The following is a 23,168-nucleotide window of genomic DNA, read 5'->3' on the forward strand; positions in this document are numbered from 1 at the left end:
GCTTACATTCTAGTCTAACACAATTATCCCGCCAAAACTCCCCAAATTATCCCACAAAACAACAAAAAACGACCTCGCAAGGTCGTTTCACTGTCACTGGTAGGCTTCACGCCTCAAGCTTCAATCCCCAGCTGCAGCTTACGTACGCCGCGCACGCCGTCCAGTCCGGTAGGATCGTTCTGCGTCTTATGGTGGGCAAACTGCTCGGCACGCTCGGAGGTGCGGATACGCAGCGGCTTCTCTTCCATCGCTACCAGCTCCCACATCACTTCCGCAACGGCATCGGCGGTCTGGGGCTCCGCGTTTCGGCTTAAGAACGATTTCGTATATTGATCGATGATCGGCTTATACTCATCCTCCAGAATGCCGCCTGTACTTGCCACATGCCCCAGAACCGATTGGGTGAAATTCGTGGCGATCGCGCCCGGCTCAAGCAGCGTCACATCAATATTGAAGAAAGGCTTGTAATAGGTGGCTAAGCTCTCGAACAAGCCTTCTATCGCAAACTTGCTCGCGCAATAGATTTCATTCATCGGTTGACCAACCAAGCCGCCCACGCTCGACGTCGCAATAATATGCCCGTGGCCGGCCTTCTGCATCATGGGCAGCGCCGCTTGGATCGTATGCATGACACCGAACACATTCGTATCAAAGATATGCTCGATTTCCTGCATTGGCGCTTGCCCCAGCGCGCGCAAATAGCCGATGCCCGCATTGCAGAACAACACATCGAGCTGCTTCTGCTCCCGTTTGATTTCGTCGATCACGGTACGAATCGCATCCGGATCCGTAACCTCCATTTCCCGAAAATGGAGATTGTCATACCGTGCATACTGCTCTTGATCGCGCTCCAGCTGCCTCGTGCCTGCATATACGATCCAACCGTTTTGCGCAAACTTAAGCGCGGTTGCCAGCCCAATGCCTGCCGAAGCGCCTGTTATAAGTATGGTTTTGCTCATCGTTATGGTTTCACCCCTATGTTGGCTGATTGTCGTTTAATAAATAGAGAGAGGGAGCCACCCGGGCTCCCTCAACCAATATTCCCTTATATCCGCGAATTAAGCCTTCAGGATTCCTTTGTCCTTCAGCACCCGCATGAAGATGCCGCCCACTACGCTGCGATGCTGGAAGTTAAGTGCTCTTGCCGTCAACGTGTCCGTCCAGTCGGAGAACATCACGCGGTCCGCCGTGTCGTTCAGCATTTGCCAGATCGGTTCGACCAACGCCGTGAAAGTTGCTTGTTCCTCAGCCAATGCCGCTGACCATACAAGCCAATCCGATTTCGTATAAGTTGCCCGGCTGTCCAGCGGCGTACCGTACTTGTTGCTTTGTTTCGAATACCAAGCAACTTCTTTCTGAATCATCGCTTTATCAAACAGCTCCGTGCCGAACAATTGATCCCAGATCAAATTGTATTTCAAGCTCCAGCTGCCCTCTTGCCCGAAAGCAAGCTTCGTGTGATCGCCGTCATCCGCGAGCGCTCCCCATTGATCCGCCATTTCCTTGGCTGCATTGCGGTAGCGGGCTGCCTCATCGGCTTTGTTCTGCAGCTTCTTCAGAATCGAGAAGCTCGCGACGCCCATGATCGCTTTTACCGATAGGTTCGCATTACGCGCCAGATGGCCGGCAAAATCATCCGTGCACAGCTGATTCTCCGGATCTAAACCATGCTCCAGCAAGTACTCTGCCCATTCCGTGAAAACGTCCATTTGGCTGAATATATAATCTTGGTTACCGCCGGCCAAACAAACCGCTGCAGCCATGACCAGCATGTTGCCGCATTCCTCGACAGGCATTTGTCCTTCTCTGGCGTTCTCGCTGTACACCTGGCCGTTGCCGATCGGATACTGTCCGATATCATGCGGCGCGAATTCGAACGGCCACGCATCGCTTCGGGTGTATTTCATGATTGGACGAATCATCGCCTCAACCAGTGCCGGGCTGTAGAGCAGGAACAACGGAACGGAAGGGTAGCTCACGTCTACGGTTGCCATGCAGCCGTTGCTGTAGCACTCCTTGGACAGGAACAGCAGCTCTCCGTCCGTATCGGTTACCAGCTTGTGCGCCGCAATCGCCTGACGGTAAGAAAGCGCCAGAAGATCCGCGTATTTCGCTCCGCCCGACTTGACTCCGTCGGCCACAATTTCCTGATCGAATGCGGCGCAGCGCTCGATTAACTCGTCGTATTCAGCAAAGGCGGCCGCAATCATAGCTTCGGTGCTTAGGCCGTTTCTCTTCCAGTACGCCTGCAGCTGATCCCCGAAATAAGTAACGGCGTACACGTCGTCATAAGCCAATACGGCCAGTTCGGATACCGGCGACGCGCCGACCTCACCCAGATCATAAACAAGTGCCATGACCGGATTTCCTTCCGCAACCACTTGGGGTGAAGCAGCCGGTTCATTCGTTAATTTCTCGTTGCGCACGAAGAGCTTGCGCAAATTCGCCGAATGCAGATAAGCATGCGTGCGCTCCGACTTCCGAGCGGTTAAATAGAAGTGACCCCAATCGATGCGATGATCGTCACCGGAACGATTCATATAGTCTTGCTTCTCATGACTGATCTTCATCACAAGCAATTCATCGTTATCGGCAAGCTCCGGAACGACGGCTTGCGAAGTCTGATCCACGCACCATTCGCCCGTAACGTCAAAATACACGCTCACATCATGCCCGCGTCCATCAAGGGATTTCACCTCGAACGCCGCATAGGATGCCGGTCTCGACAGCACATCCAAATCCGTCAGCAGCAACGGCGTCGTGAAGCGAACCGTCAATTCGATGCCGGCTGCCTCGAAGGTATAGATCGTGCTGAGCGGCGTCACCTTAAGGCCGGTTTGCGTAAGTGCCGGCGGCTCCGTATAATAACGCTCTGCTCTCGGCTCTACGCGGCCTGCGAAGCGGTAGGGTACCCCGTCAACTCGAATAAGCCCTGTCATCGCATGTCGTTGCCCCGTCCAATGGCGGGTGAAATCATCGGTTAAACGGTCAGCTGTTGACCATACGCTGAAATAAGGATCTACCGTAACTAAAGGTACTGCGGCTGGACGAATCGGATTCATGATTGGAACATCCTCTCCTTGATATGTATATGAAAATCATAATGTATATATAAAACATAATATATATACGTAATTTTGTATATAGGGAAATGGAAAGTGGGCAAAAGAAAATCCACATCCCCAGAGGTTGTGGATTTAAGTTCGGGCTAGTTCGTATCCGATAATAGCATTTGGCGGTATTTCTCGTCCTGTTCGGTGGTGGTTCGGTCCCGCAGCTCCCAGTACGAATACATGCATTTCTTAAATAAACGCGTATTCTTGAGGGTAAGCGCCTCTGTCGTGATCTCAAGCAGAACATCGATTCCTTCATGGTAGGAGCCGATCCTGCTTAGGTAGGCCGAATACGCAAACTGAAAATCCAATACCGTCTTCTGCTTCACCCAAGTGTCGCGCTCTTTGGATATCGCATCAATAATATGCCGGTACCTTTGGACGAGAGCCTTGGCATCTTCCAACCGGTCTAACTCAACATAGGTCCTGAGCAATCTCGGCAAACCTACATAGAGATCATCGCGCTCGATCAGCCATGCCAGATATTCTTCCGCATAATCCAAGATCCCAAAGTCCAAATAGGCGGCATGCCGGTTCCCGACCGCAAATTCGTTGAATTGCTTGTTCACTTCCGAGTAGCGATCAATCTGCTCCAGCACTTCATCCAGTGTTCCGCCGAGCCTCGTTAAGGAGAACCCTTTGTACATCAGCGCGTAACCCAGATGGTTGCCGTAAGAAGCGATGCTCTCTAGTTTCTCCGCGTAATATTTGACTTCTTTCCAGTCCTCGCGCCTGTAATAGAAGACGGTAATCCATAGAAACGCGTCTCTTCGAACATCTACCGGCAAATAATGGATGTATTCCAGAAGCGTCGATAACGCATGCTGCGCCCGTTCCGTCGTAATAAGGATAAAGAATCGGCGGAAATAACAAATCGCAAATTCGCTCGAGAATCGATCCGGAAAATTTTCTATAATCGCTTCGTAGAGAAAGAGCGCCTCCGACTCGTTGCCTTCATGAAACAACCGCTCCGCCACCGAGAAGATATTGAGCATTTGCTTGCTCCGCAAGTATTTGGAATTCTCCTCCAATATTGAACCAATCATGAGATTCGCTTCCAAATTCCGACCGTTCAGCATGCAATTGTAGAGAAACTGACTGCTTCTGCTTTTATGTACGGGCTCGCTGTCACTAAAGTACTCTTCGAAATAAAGGGCGTACATGCTCCCCGGCGGCAATCCGATGGCTGCCGTGATTTTATCCAATTGCGTAGGCGTAAGTGCCTTCTTCTGGCTGAAGATCCGGCTAACCTCGCTGATATGTATGTCGGCCTGTGAAGCCATATCCGAATAATTCCAGTTTTTCATCTTCATATACTCTTGGATTTTCGCTAGTAATGTACCGTTCATTGTTGTCACCACACCATCATAGGCTCTATTTGTAATCTGTATTTTACTATGTATCGGATTGCATTAATAATGTAAATTGGTGGATAAGTATCCCTCTTCCATCCACAACGAAAAAAGCCGACCAGCAGCGGTCGGCTTCAATTATTACGGCTTTGGCGTTACATTCTTCAATGCTGTCTTCAGCTCGGAGCTGGAGTTATGTAGAATGGGGAGATCTTTCATACTGTTAATCATCGGAGACTTACATTGCGCGCATGTCGGAACATCCTCAAACGAGTAGCTGTTCCTCATCCAACCATTGCAGCCTTCCTTCGTACATGACCAAATGGCTGTCAGTTCATTCGGCAAATCCTCAATGGGTCTTTTCCGTGAAAAATACATGAGCAAGTCATCCCCTTCGTTAGCCTTCATAAAAAAAGTCACATACCGAAGCAGGCAACATCGCACCTTTTCAGTATGTGACATTAAGTCTCATATCCAATACGTGAATCAAACTATACCACACTATCGCTTAATTAGCGAAAGAAACCTTTTCATGGAGCCTATATAGTGACCGGTTCAATCTTATTTCTGCGCGACGATTTCATCGATTTCGCTCTTGAGGAGCAAGTAGCGATGAACGCTTCGCATGATCGGAACCTTGGTTAGTTTATGTTTCTCTACGTAAACCTTCATATGATCCTTGGAGAGGCCCAGCAAACTGCCGGCTTCCGTAACCGTTAATACAACTTCGTTGCTCGTTGCATTGAACGTTTCCTTCACTTTTAAATTCCAGTCGTTAAACCCCTGCATATAAGGTAACCTCACGTTTCTGTTTCATCCAATATTTCATTATACCACGAAATCGAACTTATTCCTAAACCAGAAACAGGAAATGAAAGGCGATGCGCAGCCGGGCAATCAGTCCTATCGTTTGAGAACGACAACGCGCAGCTCTCTTCGATGGGAATACACCAACAAGAGAAAATTGATCATGCCCAGCAGAAGGACTGCGCCGGAATACCTCGCAAAGAACAGGAAGATTACCAGCAACAGCATGCCAAGCACGACCTGAAAGGCATCCGCTTCCGAGGTGGACGTCTTTCCTCTGCTTAGCAATCGGCCGGACAATAGCAGCACTGCCAGAATAATGGCATAAGCGAGCGACGCCGCGAAGCCCGTCAGCCCGCTCCAGACGCCGAATGAGACGGCAATCGCCTTGCCTCCCCGCAAGCGCAAGAAAGGCGAGAAGATATGGCCGAGAATCGCCGCGGCAGCCGGAAGAATGATCCCCGCGCCTGTCACCGCGTTAGTCTGTACAAGCCAGAATAGCGGGATGTACCCTTTCAGAAAATCAAGTAAGATTCCCGTCAAACCGTACGTATAACCAGCCGCTCTCCACAGATTCAGCGCTCCGGGGTTGCCATCGCCATGCTCTTTTAAATTATGCTTTGCCATCAAGCCGAGCCAGTAAGAGAACATCAGCGATCCGGATAGGTAAGATAGGACCGTCCATAGAATGATCATCATTTTCTCCGAGCTCCGACATCAATGCTTCGACCTTTCCAAGCCACTCGTCCAAAGAAAACAACCTGATAAACGGAATACAGCATGATCATCAGAAAAAATACCGTGCTCAAGAAATGAACGGCCGGCAGCCACTTGCCGAATCGGCCTGTATAGCGGACAAAATAATAAATTTGCACGGTATAAAGAACGTACCCCAACGCAAGCGGGATTCCCCAAGAGGTTCCAAGGAAGAACGGGGTCGCCTCCACCATAATCAATCCAATCAACCACACCGCCACGAGCAGCGTAGTACGCAAACTGAGCTTGCTTGTACTGAGCACAGCCCCTTTGCTGAAGCCTTCGATCTCGCTGCGTATGCCGCCGGGATACATGCGGAAAGATACCTTATCGTATCCGATGTAGTTCGCGACGGGAATGCCCGCTTCCATAAACTTAGCGCCCAGATTCAAGTCATCCAGCAGCTCACCCTTAACTGCCTCATGTCCTTGCACCTTGTCATAATGCGTTCTGGTCGTGAGGATACAGGACCCGTATAACCCTTTTGTCCCATTCGTCCGTTCCATAGGCGATGTAAAAGCAAACAAGCCCAAGAGGTTCGGAATCAGCGCTAATTTCTCATAGAGCTTCTCTGCCTGGTGATACGGTACGACCGAGATGGTCCCGCCAACCTGCTCTCGCGCCGCAATGAGCGCTTGAAGCGCATCCGGTGCGAGCCGGACATCGGCATCCAGGAATGCGATCAACTCGCCGGTGCTCTGCAAGTAACCGTTCCACACGGCCCAGTTCTTACCTGTCCATCCCAAGGGCAGCTCGGGGCTCGCAATGACTTTGACTCCGTAACTCTCGGCAATCGCTTTCGTCTGATCCTCGGAATGATCGTCCACGACGATGATTTCGATTTCCTCTAAAGTCTGGGCTCGAAGCGAACGCAGCAGATGCGGCAAATTGCCCTCTTCATTCCTGGCCGGGATAATGACGGACAGCTTCCGCTGCTGCAATGGGGGATCATGAAGATCGACGGGAATCGTGTTTCTACGGAACAAAATCAACCCCGCAGCACACGCCCCCATCAGCACAGCAATAATCATCATCCCCATTCCATTACCCCCCAGGTCTTGGTTTATGGCTATAAGTAGAATATATGGCATCGATGTATGGATCTATGAACTTATTTCGGGCAACCCCAACCAATCCCTTTTTTCGCATCGCTACGATTTCAGTAATCGCAGGCAGCGTGAGTAAACATAACAAAGAGAGCACCCGATCCGGCACTCCCTCCTGTCACAGCCAAACGCGATACGCTTAATCTTTCAACAGCGCGTTCGCGATTAACATATCAAACTTACGAATATCTACGCCCTTTTGCAGCTTCACTTTGATATGGCCTGCCCGTGTCCACAGCTCCACCTCTGCATTGATGTCGAGGAACCCGCCGGCGTTCTCCGTGGACCACATATTAATCGAGGAATAAGGGAGCGAGTAGATCTCGATCTTCTTGCCTGTGAGACCCTGCACATCTCTGACAATCAACCTTTTGTTGGTGAAAATCGCTGTATCGCGAAAGGTTTTGTATGCTGTAACCGCCACTTCTCCCGTCACAAGCAGTGCATTGACATCCTGCGGAATCGGACACTCCGATACCAAGGTCCACTCTAAGATACTTTGAGCAGCTGCCATCTCCATCGCCCCTTTTCATGACTTTGCTCCACATTACCATAGTATGGCTACACGGTTTGATACAAAGCGAGCATGGCTTTTTGCCGTGACTTCATGTCATACATTTCGCGGTCAGCTTCATTCAGTAGATCGTCCAAGTCTTTGGCATCATTCGGATACACGGAAGTGCCGATAGAAACCGAAACATCCATATTGTACGCTTTAGATAAGATCTTCAGCGTGTCCGTAATTTGGACCATCAAGGCATCCCCGCCTCTTCTGTCTTCGTCTGAAGAGGGAGAGATGATAAGGAACTCATCCCCCGCCCAACGAGCGATAATCTCTTTATTCGTAGTATGCGAGGATAAGATCGTTGCAATCGCTTTGAGCACTTGGTCTCCCATTTCGTGTCCGTACGTATCATTAATATGTTTAAAATTATCGACGTCGATGAGATACACGCGCAAGCTTTCGTTTCTTTTGTCCATTCGTGCAAGCAGGCGTGGAAATTGCTGAAGGACGAATCTCCTGTTGTAGAGTTCGGTCAGTACATCCTTCTCCGCGTAAAATCGGACTTTGTCATATTGACTGCCCAACCACCAACAAATCAATACCGCAGGCACGCCAAAATAGGGTATTTGGAAGAGCGGGAAATTGTAATACACGTTCCCATAAATGCGAGCCATCGCGATCATCGCCACAACAACCGTCGTAATCACGATTCTACCGGCATACTTCATTGTCGATCTCCGCTTTCCAATCCGAGTGTAACCATCCTCGAAAACAAATCACAGTAGAGTAGGGTAGGATTACCTATCCATTTTCGACACCTTCCATCAAATCCCTGTTTGTTATAGGACAAATGATCTAAATTTTACCGATTTATCCTAGCCCAGCTTCTGGCCGCAATTCGGGCAGAAGTTGGCCCCTTCATTCTTAGTCCCGCAATTCGGACAGAAGTTCGGCTTTTTGCTGCTTCCCGCGGACGAGGGAACCGCTGCAGTGTCCGCGCTCTTATCCGTCCCAGCCTGCTGATTTTGGTTTTGGTTCATATTTTTCAGCATTTCGCCCGCCATATTCATGCCCATCATCATGCCGGCCATGTCCGCGGCAGCGCCGCCGCCCTGCACTTTACCCGATGAAATGCCATCGGTCATGCTCACCTGCTGATACTTCTGCAAATTGCCGATCATCTCATGGGAGGCCGTCTTCGTAATCATATCTTGAATCTCTTGCGGATAATTGAAGCTCATGACTTGGAAGCCCGTAATCGCGATTCCGATGTCCATCAGCTGCATATCCAGATCTTCGCGGATCCCGTTCGCAATGTCCGATGCATTCGCCTGCAGATTAAACATTTCCTTGCCCTCTCGACTGATCCACTTCATCAACAGCTGATCCAGTACGGCAGTAATTCGGATTTTGACATCCTCGACCAAGTAATCTTGTCTGACCCCGGCAATCTTATCGATCAGCGCCATGTAGTCACTCACTTTGAAAATAAACGTCCCGTTGGCGCGAATCGGCATCCCCCCAGGAAGCTGCGGAGTCGGGATCAATACCGGATTCTGGGTGCCCCATCTCACGGTAAATTCCTTCGTATTCACGAAGAGAACCTCTACCCTCATGCCGCTGTTGAAACCGAACTTGAACCCTTTCAGCGTAGATAAGAAGGGAATGATGTCCGAATCGATCTGGAAGGAGCCTTCATCCTTGAATATCCCCTCGACCTTGCCGTTATTCAGAAAAACAGCATCTTGGCCGGCGCGAATAATGAGCTTGCTCCCCTTCTTAATCTCCCGGTTGTTCCACTTCCAGAAAATCATATCATCCCTGAACTCTTCCCACTCCACAACGTTTGAGAACTGATTCCCGAAAAGACCCATTCGCTTCCCATCCCTTCTATAATCCATATGATTTCTTCGCCGCTAGAAAGACCCTCTGCTTCCGCTATGGGAATGACCGCCGCTGCTGGTCCCCCCGCCACCGCCGCCTGAACCGCGGCCTTTGTTCTTCGGAATTCTGCTTTTGGTCACCGTCGTCCGAATGAACTGATCCGCATGTTCCAATACGCCGGAGGTGCTTGCATCCTCATAAGTAGCCCGAGTCACAGTAATGCGGCCGCCTGAACGATACACCATCACGCTGACGACAATCCCTCCAATGACTAGGGCAGCTCCCAGCTGAAACCAGATGGTGAACAAGATATTATCGGGATTTACGCCGGGCTTAAAGCTCATATACCTGTGCGAAATCTTGATATAGCTTGTGAATGCCTGCACGTAATCGCCTTGCGTTAGATCCGGCGAAATCGCGTTTCGGATCTTATCCAGCCTGCCGCTGTCGAGCTCGATTTCCGTTTGGCCGAAACCCGCCAAATAAACCTGGCGATTGTTCATATCCATGGTCAAAATAACAGCATTGCCGTGAGGCTTATCATACCCGGGCGCTTGATTGTCGTAGAAATCCTCCGTCATCAGCTGCACATCCCGGTTCTCCGTATTATCGGATGTCAGGATGATGATGTCCGTTTCTCTGTCAGCCCCGTATTTGTTCGCCAGCGCGTTCAGTTCAACTTGTTCTTGCTCGCTGAGCAAATGCGCCTGATCATAAATGAGTTTCTTAGTCTCCGTTGCCGCCGCCGCTGCTTTGGGCAAGACGAGCATCATCACTAGGGCTATCAAGCCAATCGCAAACATGACCAGCACTAGCAGTGCCTTCGGCTGTTTTCTCATAGGAACCCGCCTCCCATCATCCAGGAAACGATCTTTAACCCCACGAATGAAAGGGCAGAAACGCCTGCGAACCAAGCCGTTACTTTCGCCTTGCTGATCGGAGGTTTGCCCACGACCTTCCCGGTCTGGCCGTTCATCGCGAACGTATACTCCGTCCGATTATGGCTGTACCTGATCATCCATACGGGAAGCAGCACATAATCCGCCTGTTTCACTGTCGTGTCGATCTGCTTATCGGTGTACATCACGCTCGAATACCCTTGTACCGTTGAAGAAATATAAGCATCGATGTACGAGCTCGTTTTCTCCTTAGCCCGCGGGAATAACTGCTCCTCATTATAGCTGTATTTCTCTGCCCTGTAGCCGGCCAGATACGGTGTCTTGAAAGCTTTCAACTGATCGTAAGGAAACGGCTCCAGCTTATCCATCAGCTCATCGTTCATTTTCTCCGATGCATCAATGGGCAGCCTCGCATAGTTCAGCTGAATCTTACGATAGATATTAAAATGCTGCGTCTCTGTATACCTATAATCGCCTTGTGTATAGATTCTAACCCTCGTTCCCTGGCCGTGAACCTCGATCCCGTTGTTCAAGTCGTAGAGCCAGAAGGGGACGTACATCCCTGTCATCCCTGCGATTCGATCCGATGTCATGAACCCTTTTGGCGTAAGCAGGCCGTTCCTGCACCACTTCTTGAACGCCTTCATTGCCGCTTCCTTCGAGATCGTAAAGGGAATGACCATCACCGGGGCAAAATCCCCCGACAACCGATCGCTCAGCACCACGGCAGATCCGCAAAAGCTGCATGTCGTTGCGCTTGTCTCCTGATCGGTGACGATGACCGCTCCGCAGCTGTTGCAGTGATACTCCTTCACATCCTCTAACGGTAACGCCTGCTTCTTCAGCGGATCCTGGATTTGGTCAACTTGATCCTGCCGTCCGCAGCTGGGGCAAGACAGCGTACCTGTGCCTGCATCGAACACCATACCGCTGCCGCAATTGGGACACTTATACTCGATAACCGCCGTCATTTCGCTCACCTCGACTTTAATCTATCCTTAATTGCCGCGAGCTCATCTTCAGGTGATGCCTTTACAGTCGCTGCAGTCGTACCCGCTGTTGCATTCTTCTCGAGCTGGGCGATCAATACATCCAGATCCTCTTCCTGCGCGCCGGCTCTAACCTCGGCAAGAGCCATCGCTTCGTTCATCGCCTGATTGGCTTTCTGTTCCATTTCGCTGAAGGCAGCGCCCGCTTCGCTGCCGGCTCGCCGCTGCGCAATGTCGGCATCGGCCATCTTCCCTTTCAGCTCCGCATGCCGCGCCTCCAGCTGTGCCAGGTCGGACACAAGCTTATCCTGCATATGCTTCATCATCGTCGCCTTCGCTGAAGCTTGGGTGTACATAGCCTCCAGCTCCGCATATTTCTCGGTCTGCTTCGATTTGAGCGCCAGAAATTTGAGCGCGTTCGCCTCCTCATCGGACTCCGCGGACTTCTCCGCATACCGCTGCAGCTTCTTAATCTCGGCATTGCATGCGTCCAAATCCCGCTTAGCCCTGCTCTCCTCGAGCAGTACCGCCGCCGTCTCCGCCTTCACTTGACCCAGATCGCTATGTAAGCTTTGCATATACGCCTTTACCGTCTTCTCCGGGTCGTTCGCAGGGCTCAACAAACCATGCATATTGGCTTTCATCACGTCTCTGAACCTCGATAAGATTCCCATCCCATGCTCCTCCTTCGAAGTCTTACATTATCTTCTATACTACATCAAATCGGCTCTAATATTTAATTAGTACAATAGATTGTTTACTTCTTCTGGTAAACCATGTTTTTAACACAGGCTATAATCAAGCTTAAGCACGGAAAGGAGGCTCCATCCACTTCCCATTGTAAGCGCTTCATTTATATTCGCCAAATTGATTTCGCAGGGGGATGCAATAAATGACCGGAACAATCAAACAAGTACTCTCGCTCTTGCTGGCCGCAGCGCTGCTTATTCCTTCCTGTCTCTCGGCTCCGGCTGTGCAAGCCGCGGTGGCAGAGACGACCGTTGTTTATCACGAAGACTTTGCCGCCGGCAAAGGTGCTGCTGTGCAATCCGGCGGTGCGAGCTTGACGCAGGTTACAGTCAAAGTGTTTGACGGTAACGCCGACGGAACAGCTTTATCCGTTAGCAACAGAGCAAACACCTGGGATGCGGCAGATTTTAAATTCAGCGACATCGGCCTGGAAAACGGCAAAACCTACACCGTAACCGTGCAAGGTTATGTGGACTCAGGTACGGCTGTGCCTGATGGCGCGCAAGCCTATTTGCAGACGGTTAACAGCTATGGCTTCTTGGCTGGCGCTAACTTAGCCGCCGGTGCCGCATTCACGCTGACGAAAGAGTTTACGGTAGATACGAGCAAAGATACAAGCTTGCGTGTTCAATCGAACGAAACCGGCAAAGCCGTGCCGTTCTACGTCGGTGACGTGCTCGTCACTGCGGAGAAACCTGCGACAGACGTCGAAACGGTATACCACGAAGCTTTTGCAAGCGGTATAGGCGCTGCTACGCAATCCGGAGGCGCGAGCTTGACGCCTGTTACCGGTAAAGTCTTCGATGGCAACGCCGACGGTGCAGCTCTGTCCGTAAGCAACAGAGCGAATACTTGGGACGCGGTAGATTTTAAATTCAGCGAAATTGGGCTGGAGAATGGTAAAACCTACACCGTAACCGTGCAGGGTTATGCGGACCCGGATACGGCTGTGCCTGACGGCTCGCAAGCCTATTTGCAGACGGTTAACAGCTACGGCTTCTTGGCTGGCGCTAACTTAGTCGCCGGTGCCGCTTTCACATTGACGAAAGAGTTTACGGTGGATACGAGCAAGGATGTAAGTCTGCGTGTTCAATCGAACGAATCCGGCAAAAGCGTGCCGTTCTACGTCGGCGATATCCTCATCACCCAGAAAGCAGCTCCGGAAGAGCCTGAGGTAGAAGAACCGCGGCCTCCGGCTTTGGATTTCAACACCGTTACTTTTGAGGATCAAGCTGCAGGCGGCTTTGGAGGCCGCGCAGGTACGGAAACGCTGACCGTCACCAATGAGGCCAATCATTCCGAAGAAGGTTCCTACGCTTTGAAAGTGGAAGGGCGAACAGATTCGTGGCATGGCCCGACCTTGCGCGTGGAGAAGTATGTAGATAAGGGCTCCGAATATAAAATTACGGCCTGGGTGAAGCTGATCTCTCCCGCAAGCTCGCAGCTTCAGCTCTCTACGCAGGTTGGCCAAGGAAGCAGTGCCAACTATGTTCAGCTTGCAGGCAAAACAATCAGCGCAAGCGACGGCTGGGTGAAGTATGAAGGCACCTACCGTTACAACAATGTAAGCAGCGAGTTCTTGACTATCTATGTAGAGAGCTCTGCTAACAAAACAGCTTCTTTCTATATCGACGATATCAGCTTTGAAAGCACAGGGTCAGGTCCGATTTCCATCCAGAAGGATCTGCCTCCGATTAAGGACACTTACCAAGACGATTTCCTAATCGGCAACGCGATCTCGGCGGAGGATCTGGATGGCGTTAGACTTGAGCTGCTGAAGCAGCATTTCAACGTCGTTACAGCCGGCAACGCAATGAAGCCCGATGCGCTTCAGCCTACGAAGGGCAATTTCACCTTTACCGCGGCCGATGCGCTTGTCGATAAAGTGCTGGCTGAAGGGATGCAGATGCACGGGCATGTGCTCGTATGGCATCAGCAATCGCCTGCGTGGCTGAATACGACCAAGGATGGCGATAACAACACGATTCCACTGGGCCGCGAAGAAGCGCTCACGAATTTGAAGACCCATATCCAAACGGTCATGGAGCATTTCGGCAGCAAGGTCATTTCATGGGATGTCGTTAATGAGGCGATGAACGATAACCCCTCCAATCCGGCAGACTGGAAGGCGTCATTGCGCCAAACGCCATGGAATAACGCGATCGGAACGGACTATGTAGAGCAGGCGTTCTTGGCAGCAAGAGAAGTACTGGACGCGCATCCGGCTTGGGACATCAAGCTCTATTACAATGATTACAACGAAGATAATCAGAATAAAGCGCTGGCCATCTACAACATGGTCAAAGAAATCAATGATCGCTATGCGCTGACGCACCCCGGCAAGCTGCTGATCGATGGCGTCGGGATGCAGGCGCACTATAGCGTGAACACGAACCCGGACAATGTCGAACTGTCCTTGGAGAAGTTCATTTCATTAGGCGTAGAAATCAGCGTTACCGAGCTCGATATTCAGGCCGGAAGCAACTATCAGCTTTCCGAGCCGCTGGCCAATGCGCAAGGCTATCTCTACGCGCAGCTGTTCGACATCTTCCAAGCCCATGCTGCTGCGATCGAACGCGTTACCTTCTGGGGCATGGATGACAATACGAGCTGGAGAGCCGCTTCCAACCCGCTGTTGTTCGATAAGAACCTGCAGGCCAAACCGGCTTATTACGGCGTAAGCGATCCGGCTGCATTCATGGAGGAACACCAGCCTGAGCTGGCGGAAGCCAACCAAGCTACGGCCAAATTTGCTGCGCCGCTAGTCGACGGCACTGTTGACGCGATTTGGGGCCAGACCCCGGAAATCCCGATCAACCGGTACCAGACGGCTTGGCAAGGAGCGAGCGGAGTTGCCAAAGCGCTCTGGGATGAGCAGAACCTGTATGTATTGGTACAGGTTAGCGACGCGCAGCTCGACAAAGCAAGCGTGAACAACTATGAGCAGGATTCCGTCGAAATCTTCTTGGACCAAAACAATGCAAAGACATCGTTCTATCAAGATGATGACGGTCAGTACAGAGTAAACTTTGACAATGAGACCTCGTTCAACCCGACAAGCCTTGCAGCAGGTTTCGAATCCGCAACGAAGGTTTCCGGCACCAACTACACGGTAGAAGTGAAAATCCCGTTGACATCGGTTACGCCGGTTGACGGCAAGAAGCTCGGTTTCGACGTACAGATTAATGACGCGAAAGACGGCGCCCGCCAAAGCGTTACCGCCTGGAACGATACAACCGGAAACGGCTATATGGACACGTCCGTATATGGCGTGCTTACGCTTACCACTGGTACGACCAATCCGATTGGCGGAAGCAACGTTGGTGCTCCGACGGACAGCGTTCAGAATAAGAACGGCATCGTTTCGATCGAGCCGGAAATGAAGACAGACAACGGGCGAGCCATCGGCACGATTTCCGTCGACAACTTGAAGAAAGCGCTGGAACTGGCCGCTCCGGCAGCTAACGGCGAGAAACAAGTCGTCATCGAGCTGCCGAAGCAAGCGAACGCGTCGTCATATGAAGTGCAGCTGCCTGCGCAAAGTCTGAAAGGTCAAGATGCCTTCGTCCTTTCGGTGAAGACCGAGAACGGAACGATCCAAATTCCAAGCAACATGCTGTCCAACTTGACAGACAAAGCAGAGCAAGTATCGATTCGTTTGAGCCACGTTTCACCAGACAGCTTGGATGCCGCTACCCGCGAGTTGATCGGCAACCGTCCGGTTATCGATCTGAACTTAGCAGCAGGCAGCAATGTCCTTGCATGGAGCAATCCTGCTGCGCCTGTGTCGGTTGCGATCCCTTACAAGCCAACAGCGGAAGAGCTTAGCAATCCGGATCATATCGTCATTTGGTACATCGACGGCAAAGGTATCGCGACACAGGTTCCGAATGCTCGCTATGATGCGGCAAGCCAAACGGTTGTTTTCCAAACGACTCACTTCAGCACCTATGCGGTAGGCTCCGTATTCAAGACCTTCGGTGACCTGGCGCAAGTGCCTTGGGCCAAACAAGCCGTAGATGCTATGGCGTCGCACGGCATTATCAAAGGAACAGCTGCGAACAGCTTCTCTCCGGCAGCTTCCATCAAGCGAGCAGACTTTATTGCTCTTCTCGTAAGAGCGCTTGAATTGCATGGCACGGGCAAAGAAGGCACCATGTTCGGCGATATCGAGCCATCCGCTTATTATTACAGCGAGCTGGTGATCGCTAAGGAACTGGGAATCGCAACCGGTTTTGAAAATAACACCTTCCTGCCGGACAGCACGATCTCCCGCCAAGATATGATGGTGCTGACCGCACGTGCACTGGCCGCTGCCGGCAAGCCCGTCGGAATTGGCGGCTCTCTGGATGCTTATGCCGACGCCGCTACGATTTCCGGCTATGCGCAAGACAGCGCCGCTGCTCTGGTAAAAGCCGGCATTGTTAACGGCAAGAACGGCAACCTCGCACCGCACGCGTCGCTCACCCGCGCCGAAGCGGCGGTTATTCTGTATCGCATTTGGAATCTGTAATACCCTGGACAAAATAAAACCCACATCTATAAGGATGTGGGTTTTACTTTTAGAGGGAATCAAACCTTTATATTATTGTTTTTACGTGCAGGACCCGTTCTGATCTGTGTATCCTTAATCGCTTTGGATCGTATTCTGGCACCGACCGTTGACTCAACGATCTTCTCCATAATTTTGTCTTTCCCATCACTCTTATTAACGAAAATATCCAATACTACCGTTAGTTTAATTAAATCGTTCTTTGATAAATGTTGTTCCACAAGATATTCTCTAGCCATTTCTCTTGTATCCGCTATAAGGAGCTTCTCTACAATGTAACCAACTTCTGCGCTCGAAACCTTTTCTACCTTTTCTTTTACCGCCTTATTTCCGGGCACAAACTTTAATTTTCCCTTTCCCTCCAGCAGATCATGGAACTCTTCATCGCTCATTTCAGACAATGTCTGAGCAAATAACCTATAGATTTTAGCCATATTATGTTTAAAAGATTTCACCGCTTACTCCCCTTCCACCTTACGATTTAACTCTGGCGATCACTTCTCGAGCAAGCGCTCTCAGTTCTTGTCGCACATGCTCAAAAGTTCCATTGTGTATATCTTCAAGTACCACCGGAATACCAGAGTCGGGAGCATCCGCATAAAATGTTTTATTATCCCTGATCGTCGTTTCTAACACAGGGATCTTTGATCTTTGAACCTGAGAAATAAATTGCTGCTGCGCTCTGATTGGCTGGCCTTCCCTAACACCGACCATTGTGAAGATTACACCTTCGAATACAGGGGAAACAACACTGAACTCTTGCCGGACTTCTTCATATTTTGTTTTGGAATTATATTCAGCTACTAACTCGGTTACGTTTTTATTAAGTTGTTCAATCCCGATTGTCGATAAAAAGTCCGGTTTCGCAGGTACAAGCAAGAAGTCACTAGCGATGATAGCCGTTTTGGTTACAACATTGAAATTAGGGGGACAATCGATTAGCACGTAGTCGTAATCCTTTGTCTCTATTTGCCGAAGACCATCTTTTAATCGGGAGTGTACTTTTAGAAAGTTTCGGCGACTCGCCCTTTCAGTACCTCCCCATAACTTTGCGCCTAGCTCAAGATCAACGTTTATTAATCCAATGTGAGAGGAAATCAAATCTATGCTCCCGCTAGCTCCCAGCTCCTGTAGTCTTCTATTTACGCGTTCTGGTTTAATGAGCAAATCCTCTAAATTAAACTCTTGATCATTATCAATAAAGGCGTCAAACCACTTTTTTATTGTTTCTCCTTGGTAATTCCGCTCCCAGTCATCTACTTTCAAAAAGGAGAATGTTAAGTTAGTTTGCGGATCAAGATCAACCAGCAATATTTTAAAACCGTTATTAGCCAATTCTGCTGCAAGATTAGATGTGACTGTTGTCTTGCCTACCCCGCCTTTATAGTTGATCACTGAAATGATTCGTGCCATCGCCTAATCATCCCCTCAGCCAAAAGTGTCCTACTAAAACTTAGTGGAATGACGGTGGAAATATACTCGTTTTTGTACATAAATAAAGCAAAAACCACATCCGTATTCGGATGTGGTTTTTATTAAAGCGTCATAGCCTGTCCATACCGCGCCAGATACGCTTCCTTCTCTTTGTAGTCCGGCATGACACTCCCGACCAGTCGCCAGAACGACCGATCATGATTCATATGCGAAAGGTGGCATAACTCATGAATAATGACATAGTCGATGACTTCGATCGGAGCCATAGCAAGACGATAGTTAAACGTAAGCTGTTTCTTCGAGCTGCAGCTTCCCCATTTGGTGCTGGACTCTACAATCTCGATTGACTTTGGCGCCACTTTCAGCTGTTTTTGATAGGCGGAAATACGTTCCGATACAACCTTCTTGCAGCTCGCAAAATAAAACTTTTTCAACCGCTGCCGAAGCTCTTCTTCATGCTGCGCCGTTGCATCGATTAAGTCGCTCAACGAACAGTATTTGCCCAGATGGAGGAACTTGCCCTGTTCTTGATACTCCTTCAACGACAGCGCTTCACGAGACTTCTCAATCCGATCGAGCTGTGCCGTAATCGCTTGCCCATGCTGTTTCACTGCATGTATGATCATCTCGTCGCTGGTCCCATTAGGCGCCTTCACCGTAATGAAACCCGAAGGCTCGATTTGAATCGCGAGCTTCTTACCAGCCCCATAGGCGACATGAACGTCAATCGTTCGCCGTTCGAGTTGAATCTCCATAACCTACAGGCAGCACTTTTTATGTTTTTTCCCGCTGCCGCATGGGCACGGTTCGTTTCTTCCGATTTTCGCGGATGCCGCCGGGAACTGGACCACATTCGAATCCTGTGCCCGTTTCGGACTTAACTCATCTGGCGTAAATCCGCGATTGGACCACATTCTCGTATGGTTATGCACGTTAATAATTAACGGCGCAACTTCCTTTAGCTGCTTCTTGTTCAAGCGAATTTTGCGCTGATCGAACTCTTCCATAATGACGCTAAGCGGCTCTTCCATTGCACATGCGAGCTGGATGTCATCCACGAGCGCCTCCGCCAGCTTCTCGACTTTGCCTAAATCCTGCATGATGTAGGTCTTCAACGCCTCCAGCTGAGGCGTCTTCTCGAAATAATCAATATCCGCATATAGCAGCAGTTCTTCCTTAGCAGGAATGTAGTACGGCTTGTCCTTCACGTTCTCCAAGAACGCTTCGTAATCGTCTAAGTCTTCTCCATCCAGGCTGTCGCTAAATAGAAATCCACGCTGAATATCCCAAGTCAACACCTTATCGGAGACAGATAAACGAATATCCAAGAGCTTCTCCTCCGTTATGTTAATACCGTTCTGGTCATTAATAATCGCAATGAGCTTAGTCATTGGGATGATTCCATACAAGTTAGCCGCCGCTTCCATGTATCGCAGCACCAGTTGATTTGCTTTGCGTTGTTTTTGGAAGGCGTTCTTGTCCAGCATGTTGTATGCGGCTTTGACTTCTTCCGGCATAACAAAGAACAACTTGTCCCCTTCGAGGAAGCTGAATATCAACCCTTTATCCATCAAAAACAAGTAAGCGTCGGCATAGACCGCATTATCCTGAATGTACGGTACTTTGAGAAGCCGGTTCACAAGATCCCATTCTTGCGGCTCAGCTGTAAGGAAAGCCGAATATAGTTTCGACACACTTGTAATTCTATCGCATAGCGCCTCTACGAGCTCCTGTTTCTTCAGCTTGGAGCGCCCCGACAGCGCGCAATTGGCAGCAATGAAATTCAACCTATCCTTGGTCAACTGTCCGAGGATATCCTTCAAGCTGGTCTTTACCGAACCTTTAATGGCATTATTCACGTTCAACTGCAGCATTTCTTTTTGCAAATCCATACCTAAACCCCTTTACAATTCAACCAATATATATAGATTGTACCCTAACCCGGCCCTCAATTGAAGGGAATGGTAGGATTAAGCAATTTCGTTCATGTATTTAATCGCTGCTGGCTCAGCCTTCCAACGACTTCAATGTCTGCTCTAGTTCCTGTTCGCACGCTTCCGCCGACTGCCATTTGTTCTCCAGCAATCCTTGTACAAAGTCTTGTACCGCGGGATCAAGCTTCAGTTCTTCCTCCCAGCCTCGCTCCTCCTGTCCTTCATGCGGCATGTAACCTGCATACATGAGAAATAAGAACAGATGGCCGAGACCATACAGGTCGCTAGCCGGTTCCGGCACACGCATCCGCTGCTTCACGGCTCCCCAGCTGTCCGCAAATCCGCCGCCCAACTCATCCTTTTCATAAGCAGTCTCATCGCCTATTCGGCAAGCTAAGCCAACGTCGATGATAACCAGCTTATCGCCGCTAACCAGAACATTCGGGATCCGCACATCCCGATGAACATACCCGGCATCATGCATGTGCCGTACCGGATGCAGCAATTGCCGAATAACGAGCAAAGCTTCCTGCTGACTATATATCTTCTCGCTTCCCATTACAGCGTGCTCTAAGCTATATCCCTCAACCAGCTCCATGACGAGCCCCATTTCTCTGCCATGCGCGGCATAATCCAGCCACCGCGGAATTTGCGGATGGTGGAGTCCTCGAAGAATCCCGCTCTCTCGCTCCAGCATCTCGCGGGCCAAGCTTCGTTTGCTCGGCTTGCCTCGCTTCATCAGCACAACGGCTCCGCTTCTGAGATCCGTACAGCGATAGGCTTGACCGTAGCTGCCCGTACCCAGGAGCTGCTCAATTCGGTACCTGCCCGCCCAAACCGAACCCTCCCGGAGCGGATAATCCAGCCAATCGAGCCACCGTTCCCGCCACCATGCACCTAACATCCGCATCCCTCCCTGCTTTCACTTACGGCCGCGTGAGGCACTCGGTTTCTAATCGATTCGCAATTGGGCGATTTATAACGAAACCTGATGCACCCGGACTGCGTATTATTTTACAAGTCTAAAGCGCTTCCACATTAGTTCTATATAGGAGGTCCCACACGTATGTTGAGACATCTTTTGAATCGCCTCTTCAGCTCCCTGCTTGGCCGCAAGCATTACGGCTCACACGGTCATTACGGCCACCAGCATCACAGCAGCAGCGATTATAAGAAAGGCAGCCATTACCCGCCGCATCATTCCAATTATGGCCATGGACATTACAAGAAGAAACATGGCAGCTATAGCAGCTAACTACGCCTGGAACCCGATCTTCATGGATCGGGTTTTATTTTTTATTTTGTCATTTGTTATGGATCAAGTAGGAAAGGAAACCCTATTACAAGAATCAAGTAATGAAGCCAGATCATTGGAGGTTATCATGGGAAGAGTCATTCATTTCGAGATCCATGTCGACGACATGGAACGCGCTAAGAAGTTTTATGGAGAAGTATTCGGTTGGACATTTGAGGACTACAGCAGCTTTGCCGGTATGCCCTACTTTGGAGCCGTGACGGGTGATGCTGATGCCATGGGAATCAACGGCGCTTTAATGCAGCGCCATGGCGCTGCCCCTCAACCGGGACAGCCCGTGAATGGATTTGCCTGCACGATGGGAGTCGGCGACTACGATGCGACGGAAGTCAAAATTCTAGAGCACGGCGGCACCATCGCATTACCGAAATACGCACTGCCCGGCATGGCGTGGCAGGGGTATTATATCGATACCGAAGGCAACATCATTGGGATTCATCAGCCTGATGTGAATGCCAAGTGATTAGAAAAAAAGACACCTCTAAGGTGTCTTTTTTTCTATCTATTGTAAGACAGCACTCGCCGCTGCGCTTACCTGCCATCGCTCGGCGCGGACGCGCACTTGCCAGAACCTCAGATACAGGCCGTCCTGCGCAATTAATACGTCATGGGTCCCGATCGCGCCGACTTGGCCGTTTTCCCGAAACACAAAAAACCTTTTATCCCCGAGGGGACAAAAGGTTTTTCTCTATAAAAGTAAGCGGGTGATGGGAATCGAACCCACGCTATTAGCTTGGAAGGCTAAAGTTCTACCATTGAACTACACCCGCAGAAAATATGGTCGGGATGACACGATTTGAACATGCGACCCCCTGGTCCCAAACCAGGTGCTCTACCAAGCTGAGCTACATCCCGTGATTCATAAAACAAACATACAAGGCGCCACCCAGATTCGAACTGGGGGTGAAGCTTTTGCAGAGCTCTGCCTTACCACTTGGCTATGGCGCCATGATGGAGCGGAAGACGGGAATCGAACCCGCGACCCTCGCCTTGGCAAGGCGATGCTCTACCGCTGAGCCACTTCCGCAGATGATGGTGCGGTCAAGAGGACTCGAACCTCCACGTCATTGCTGACACTAGAACCTGAATCTAGCGCGTCTGCCAATTCCGCCATGACCGCGTAACAAGATAAAGTGAGCCATGTAGGACTCGAACCTACGACACCCTGATTAAAAGTCAGGTGCTCTACCAACTGAGCTAATGGCTCAAAAATGGCTGGGGATCTAGGATTCGAACCTAGGGATGACGGAGTCAAAGTCCGTTGCCTTACCGCTTGGCTAATCCCCAACATGAAGCATTTGGTTTCGTTAAAAATGGGGCGACCGATGGGAATTGAACCCACGAATGCCGGATCCACAAACCGGTGCGTTAACCACTTCGCCACGATCGCCATGAAAAAAATATGGTGGAGGATGATGGATTCGAACCACCGAACTCAAGGAGAGCAGATTTACAGTCTGCCGTGTTTAGCCACTTCACTAATCCTCCATAATGGTGCCGGCGATAGGAGTCGAACCCACGACCTACTGATTACAAGTCAGTTGCTCTACCAACTGAGCTACACCGGCATATGAACTTGCAGTTTAAAAATGGTGGCTCGGAACGGAATCGAACCGCCGACACGAGGATTTTCAGTCCTCTGCTCTACCGACTGAGCTACCGAGCCGAACTTTGATGAAAATGGCGGAGCCGACGGGATTCGAACCCGCGGTCTCCTGCGTGACAGGCAGGCATGTTGGGCCACTACACCACGGCTCCGCAGTAAAATTGGT

The 23,168-nt window shown here is 50.3% G+C and carries 22 protein-coding genes and 12 tRNA genes; 3 read left to right on the forward strand and 31 right to left on the reverse strand.

What is annotated here, in order from left to right; all coding sequences use genetic code 11:
- Positions 1-113: 113 nt before the first annotated feature.
- The 13 genes from BM412_RS25955 to BM412_RS26015 form a co-directional block, all read right to left on the reverse strand.
- Complete coding sequence (locus BM412_RS25955) at positions 114-959, reverse strand: SDR family oxidoreductase (RefSeq protein ID WP_091224593.1); 846 nt, start codon at positions 957-959, stop codon at positions 114-116.
- A 99-nt stretch (positions 960-1,058) separates the two neighbouring features.
- Positions 1,059-3,062, reverse strand: coding sequence for a glutaminase family protein (locus tag BM412_RS25960; protein ID WP_091224594.1), 2,004 nt, complete (start codon positions 3,060-3,062; stop codon positions 1,059-1,061).
- 146 nt (positions 3,063-3,208) lie between these two features.
- Positions 3,209-4,426, reverse strand: coding sequence for a hypothetical protein (locus BM412_RS25965; RefSeq protein ID WP_177246099.1), 1,218 nt, complete (start codon positions 4,424-4,426; stop codon positions 3,209-3,211).
- A gap of 180 nt (positions 4,427-4,606) precedes the next feature.
- Complete coding sequence (locus BM412_RS25970) at positions 4,607-4,873, reverse strand: cold-shock protein (protein ID WP_371264859.1); 267 nt, start codon at positions 4,871-4,873, stop codon at positions 4,607-4,609.
- 153 nt (positions 4,874-5,026) lie between these two features.
- Entirely contained in the window at positions 5,027-5,254 is a 228-nt protein-coding gene (locus tag BM412_RS25975) for a MerR family transcriptional regulator (protein ID WP_091224597.1), read from the reverse strand.
- Positions 5,255-5,368: 114 nt separating this feature from the next.
- Complete coding sequence (locus BM412_RS25980) at positions 5,369-5,971, reverse strand: glycerol-3-phosphate acyltransferase (RefSeq protein WP_256256597.1); 603 nt, start codon at positions 5,969-5,971, stop codon at positions 5,369-5,371.
- Positions 5,968-7,068 (reverse strand): glycosyltransferase family 2 protein, encoded by a 1,101-nt coding sequence (locus tag BM412_RS25985; RefSeq protein WP_091224598.1) that lies wholly within the window; start codon positions 7,066-7,068, stop codon positions 5,968-5,970. The genes BM412_RS25980 and BM412_RS25985 overlap by 4 nt, the downstream gene beginning before the upstream one ends.
- 205 nt (positions 7,069-7,273) lie before the next feature.
- Positions 7,274-7,648 carry a PH domain-containing protein gene (locus tag BM412_RS25990; RefSeq protein ID WP_091224599.1) on the reverse strand — a complete coding sequence of 125 codons (375 nt, stop codon included), beginning with the start codon at positions 7,646-7,648 and terminating at the stop codon, positions 7,274-7,276.
- 47 nt (positions 7,649-7,695) lie between these two features.
- The gene (locus tag BM412_RS25995) at positions 7,696-8,367 is read right to left on the reverse strand and encodes a GGDEF domain-containing protein (RefSeq protein WP_091224600.1); all 672 of its coding nucleotides are present in this window, start codon (positions 8,365-8,367) and stop codon (positions 7,696-7,698) included.
- Between the two features lie 147 nt (positions 8,368-8,514).
- Positions 8,515-9,513 (reverse strand): SPFH domain-containing protein, encoded by a 999-nt coding sequence (locus BM412_RS26000; RefSeq protein WP_091224601.1) that lies wholly within the window; start codon positions 9,511-9,513, stop codon positions 8,515-8,517.
- 42 nt (positions 9,514-9,555) lie between these two features.
- Entirely contained in the window at positions 9,556-10,362 is an 807-nt protein-coding gene (locus BM412_RS26005) for a TPM domain-containing protein (RefSeq protein ID WP_091224602.1), read from the reverse strand.
- Positions 10,359-11,393 carry a TFIIB-type zinc ribbon-containing protein gene (locus BM412_RS26010; protein ID WP_091224603.1) on the reverse strand — a complete coding sequence of 345 codons (1,035 nt, stop codon included), beginning with the start codon at positions 11,391-11,393 and terminating at the stop codon, positions 10,359-10,361. The genes BM412_RS26005 and BM412_RS26010 overlap by 4 nt, the downstream gene beginning before the upstream one ends.
- A gap of 5 nt (positions 11,394-11,398) precedes the next feature.
- On the reverse strand, positions 11,399-12,085 hold the full coding sequence (locus BM412_RS26015) for a PspA/IM30 family protein (protein WP_091224604.1): 687 nt from the start codon (positions 12,083-12,085) through the stop codon (positions 11,399-11,401).
- Positions 12,086-12,303: 218 nt separating this feature from the next.
- Between BM412_RS26015 and BM412_RS26020 the strand changes: the two genes are divergently transcribed.
- On the forward strand, positions 12,304-16,674 hold the full coding sequence (locus BM412_RS26020; protein ID WP_091224605.1) for an endo-1,4-beta-xylanase: 4,371 nt from the start codon (positions 12,304-12,306) through the stop codon (positions 16,672-16,674).
- A gap of 59 nt (positions 16,675-16,733) precedes the next feature.
- On the opposite strand, the gene BM412_RS26025 is transcribed toward BM412_RS26020, so the two are convergent.
- The 5 genes from BM412_RS26025 to BM412_RS26045 all read right to left on the reverse strand — a co-directional run bounded on the left by BM412_RS26025 (position 16,734) and on the right by BM412_RS26045 (position 20,985).
- Entirely contained in the window at positions 16,734-17,147 is a 414-nt protein-coding gene (locus BM412_RS26025; RefSeq protein WP_143111707.1) for a hypothetical protein, read from the reverse strand.
- Between the two features lie 40 nt (positions 17,148-17,187).
- A complete protein-coding gene (locus tag BM412_RS26030; RefSeq protein WP_091224607.1) occupies positions 17,188-18,126 on the reverse strand; it encodes a ParA family protein in 939 nt (312 codons plus the stop codon).
- Between the two features lie 122 nt (positions 18,127-18,248).
- A complete protein-coding gene (locus tag BM412_RS26035; RefSeq protein WP_091224608.1) occupies positions 18,249-18,902 on the reverse strand; it encodes a M48 family metallopeptidase in 654 nt (217 codons plus the stop codon).
- A gap of 3 nt (positions 18,903-18,905) precedes the next feature.
- Positions 18,906-20,039: a YecA family protein gene (locus BM412_RS26040; RefSeq protein WP_091224609.1), complete on the reverse strand. Its 1,134-nt coding sequence runs from the start codon at positions 20,037-20,039 to the stop codon at positions 18,906-18,908.
- A gap of 115 nt (positions 20,040-20,154) precedes the next feature.
- Entirely contained in the window at positions 20,155-20,985 is an 831-nt protein-coding gene (locus tag BM412_RS26045) for a serine/threonine protein kinase (RefSeq protein WP_256256598.1), read from the reverse strand.
- A 162-nt stretch (positions 20,986-21,147) separates the two neighbouring features.
- Between BM412_RS26045 and BM412_RS26050 the strand changes: the two genes are divergently transcribed.
- A complete protein-coding gene (locus BM412_RS26050) occupies positions 21,148-21,336 on the forward strand; it encodes a hypothetical protein (protein ID WP_091224611.1) in 189 nt (62 codons plus the stop codon).
- 127 nt (positions 21,337-21,463) lie between these two features.
- Positions 21,464-21,859 carry a VOC family protein gene (locus BM412_RS26055; protein ID WP_091224612.1) on the forward strand — a complete coding sequence of 132 codons (396 nt, stop codon included), beginning with the start codon at positions 21,464-21,466 and terminating at the stop codon, positions 21,857-21,859.
- Positions 21,860-21,898: 39 nt separating this feature from the next.
- On the opposite strand, the gene BM412_RS32255 is transcribed toward BM412_RS26055, so the two are convergent.
- From BM412_RS32255 to BM412_RS26115, 13 genes are all read right to left on the reverse strand, one after another.
- The gene (locus tag BM412_RS32255; protein WP_177246100.1) at positions 21,899-22,045 is read right to left on the reverse strand and encodes a hypothetical protein; all 147 of its coding nucleotides are present in this window, start codon (positions 22,043-22,045) and stop codon (positions 21,899-21,901) included.
- 50 nt (positions 22,046-22,095) lie between these two features.
- Positions 22,096-22,166: transfer RNA gene (locus BM412_RS26060), tRNA-Gly, on the reverse strand.
- Positions 22,167-22,174: 8 nt separating this feature from the next.
- Positions 22,175-22,251, reverse strand: a tRNA-Pro gene (locus tag BM412_RS26065).
- A gap of 22 nt (positions 22,252-22,273) precedes the next feature.
- Positions 22,274-22,344: transfer RNA gene (locus BM412_RS26070), tRNA-Cys, on the reverse strand.
- 4 nt (positions 22,345-22,348) lie between these two features.
- Positions 22,349-22,423, reverse strand: a tRNA-Gly gene (locus BM412_RS26075).
- Between the two features lie 6 nt (positions 22,424-22,429).
- Positions 22,430-22,516, reverse strand: a tRNA-Leu gene (locus BM412_RS26080).
- Positions 22,517-22,530: 14 nt separating this feature from the next.
- Positions 22,531-22,603, reverse strand: a tRNA-Lys gene (locus BM412_RS26085).
- Between the two features lie 5 nt (positions 22,604-22,608).
- Positions 22,609-22,683, reverse strand: a tRNA-Gln gene (locus BM412_RS26090).
- 27 nt (positions 22,684-22,710) lie between these two features.
- Positions 22,711-22,786, reverse strand: a tRNA-His gene (locus tag BM412_RS26095).
- Positions 22,787-22,799: 13 nt separating this feature from the next.
- Positions 22,800-22,884: transfer RNA gene (locus BM412_RS26100), tRNA-Tyr, on the reverse strand.
- A 4-nt stretch (positions 22,885-22,888) separates the two neighbouring features.
- Positions 22,889-22,964, reverse strand: a tRNA-Thr gene (locus BM412_RS26105).
- A 22-nt stretch (positions 22,965-22,986) separates the two neighbouring features.
- Positions 22,987-23,062: transfer RNA gene (locus BM412_RS26110), tRNA-Phe, on the reverse strand.
- Positions 23,063-23,077: 15 nt separating this feature from the next.
- A tRNA-Asp gene (locus tag BM412_RS26115) sits at positions 23,078-23,154 on the reverse strand.
- Positions 23,155-23,168: the final 14 nt, after the last annotated feature.

Source organism: Paenibacillus sp. BC26, from assembly GCF_900116125.1.
Classification (GTDB): domain Bacteria; phylum Bacillota; class Bacilli; order Paenibacillales; family Paenibacillaceae; genus Paenibacillus_Z; species Paenibacillus_Z lignilyticus.

What these genes read in the sequence shown, in the direction of transcription:
- BM412_RS25955 (WP_091224593.1), bottom strand. Translation starts at nt 959, where the DNA reads ATGAGCAAAACCATACTTATAACAGGCGCTTCGGCAGGCATTGGGCTG.
- BM412_RS25960 (WP_091224594.1), bottom strand. Translation starts at nt 3,062, where the DNA reads ATGAATCCGATTCGTCCAGCCGCAGTACCTTTAGTTACGGTAGATCCT.
- BM412_RS25965 (WP_177246099.1), bottom strand. Translation starts at nt 4,426, where the DNA reads ATGAAGATGAAAAACTGGAATTATTCGGATATGGCTTCACAGGCCGAC.
- BM412_RS25970 (WP_371264859.1), bottom strand. Translation starts at nt 4,873, where the DNA reads ATGAAGGCTAACGAAGGGGATGACTTGCTCATGTATTTTTCACGGAAA.
- BM412_RS25975 (WP_091224597.1), bottom strand. Translation starts at nt 5,254, where the DNA reads ATGCAGGGGTTTAACGACTGGAATTTAAAAGTGAAGGAAACGTTCAAT.
- BM412_RS25980 (WP_256256597.1), bottom strand. Translation starts at nt 5,971, where the DNA reads ATGATGATCATTCTATGGACGGTCCTATCTTACCTATCCGGATCGCTG.
- BM412_RS25985 (WP_091224598.1), bottom strand. Translation starts at nt 7,068, where the DNA reads ATGGGGATGATGATTATTGCTGTGCTGATGGGGGCGTGTGCTGCGGGG.
- BM412_RS25990 (WP_091224599.1), bottom strand. Translation starts at nt 7,648, where the DNA reads ATGGCAGCTGCTCAAAGTATCTTAGAGTGGACCTTGGTATCGGAGTGT.
- BM412_RS25995 (WP_091224600.1), bottom strand. Translation starts at nt 8,367, where the DNA reads ATGAAGTATGCCGGTAGAATCGTGATTACGACGGTTGTTGTGGCGATG.
- BM412_RS26000 (WP_091224601.1), bottom strand. Translation starts at nt 9,513, where the DNA reads ATGGGTCTTTTCGGGAATCAGTTCTCAAACGTTGTGGAGTGGGAAGAG.
- BM412_RS26005 (WP_091224602.1), bottom strand. Translation starts at nt 10,362, where the DNA reads ATGAGAAAACAGCCGAAGGCACTGCTAGTGCTGGTCATGTTTGCGATT.
- BM412_RS26010 (WP_091224603.1), bottom strand. Translation starts at nt 11,393, where the DNA reads ATGACGGCGGTTATCGAGTATAAGTGTCCCAATTGCGGCAGCGGTATG.
- BM412_RS26015 (WP_091224604.1), bottom strand. Translation starts at nt 12,085, where the DNA reads ATGGGAATCTTATCGAGGTTCAGAGACGTGATGAAAGCCAATATGCAT.
- BM412_RS26020 (WP_091224605.1), top strand. Translation starts at nt 12,304, where the DNA reads ATGACCGGAACAATCAAACAAGTACTCTCGCTCTTGCTGGCCGCAGCG.
- BM412_RS26025 (WP_143111707.1), bottom strand. Translation starts at nt 17,147, where the DNA reads ATGGCTAAAATCTATAGGTTATTTGCTCAGACATTGTCTGAAATGAGC.
- BM412_RS26030 (WP_091224607.1), bottom strand. Translation starts at nt 18,126, where the DNA reads ATGGCACGAATCATTTCAGTGATCAACTATAAAGGCGGGGTAGGCAAG.
- BM412_RS26035 (WP_091224608.1), bottom strand. Translation starts at nt 18,902, where the DNA reads ATGGAGATTCAACTCGAACGGCGAACGATTGACGTTCATGTCGCCTAT.
- BM412_RS26040 (WP_091224609.1), bottom strand. Translation starts at nt 20,039, where the DNA reads ATGGATTTGCAAAAAGAAATGCTGCAGTTGAACGTGAATAATGCCATT.
- BM412_RS26045 (WP_256256598.1), bottom strand. Translation starts at nt 20,985, where the DNA reads ATGTTAGGTGCATGGTGGCGGGAACGGTGGCTCGATTGGCTGGATTAT.
- BM412_RS26050 (WP_091224611.1), top strand. Translation starts at nt 21,148, where the DNA reads ATGTTGAGACATCTTTTGAATCGCCTCTTCAGCTCCCTGCTTGGCCGC.
- BM412_RS26055 (WP_091224612.1), top strand. Translation starts at nt 21,464, where the DNA reads ATGGGAAGAGTCATTCATTTCGAGATCCATGTCGACGACATGGAACGC.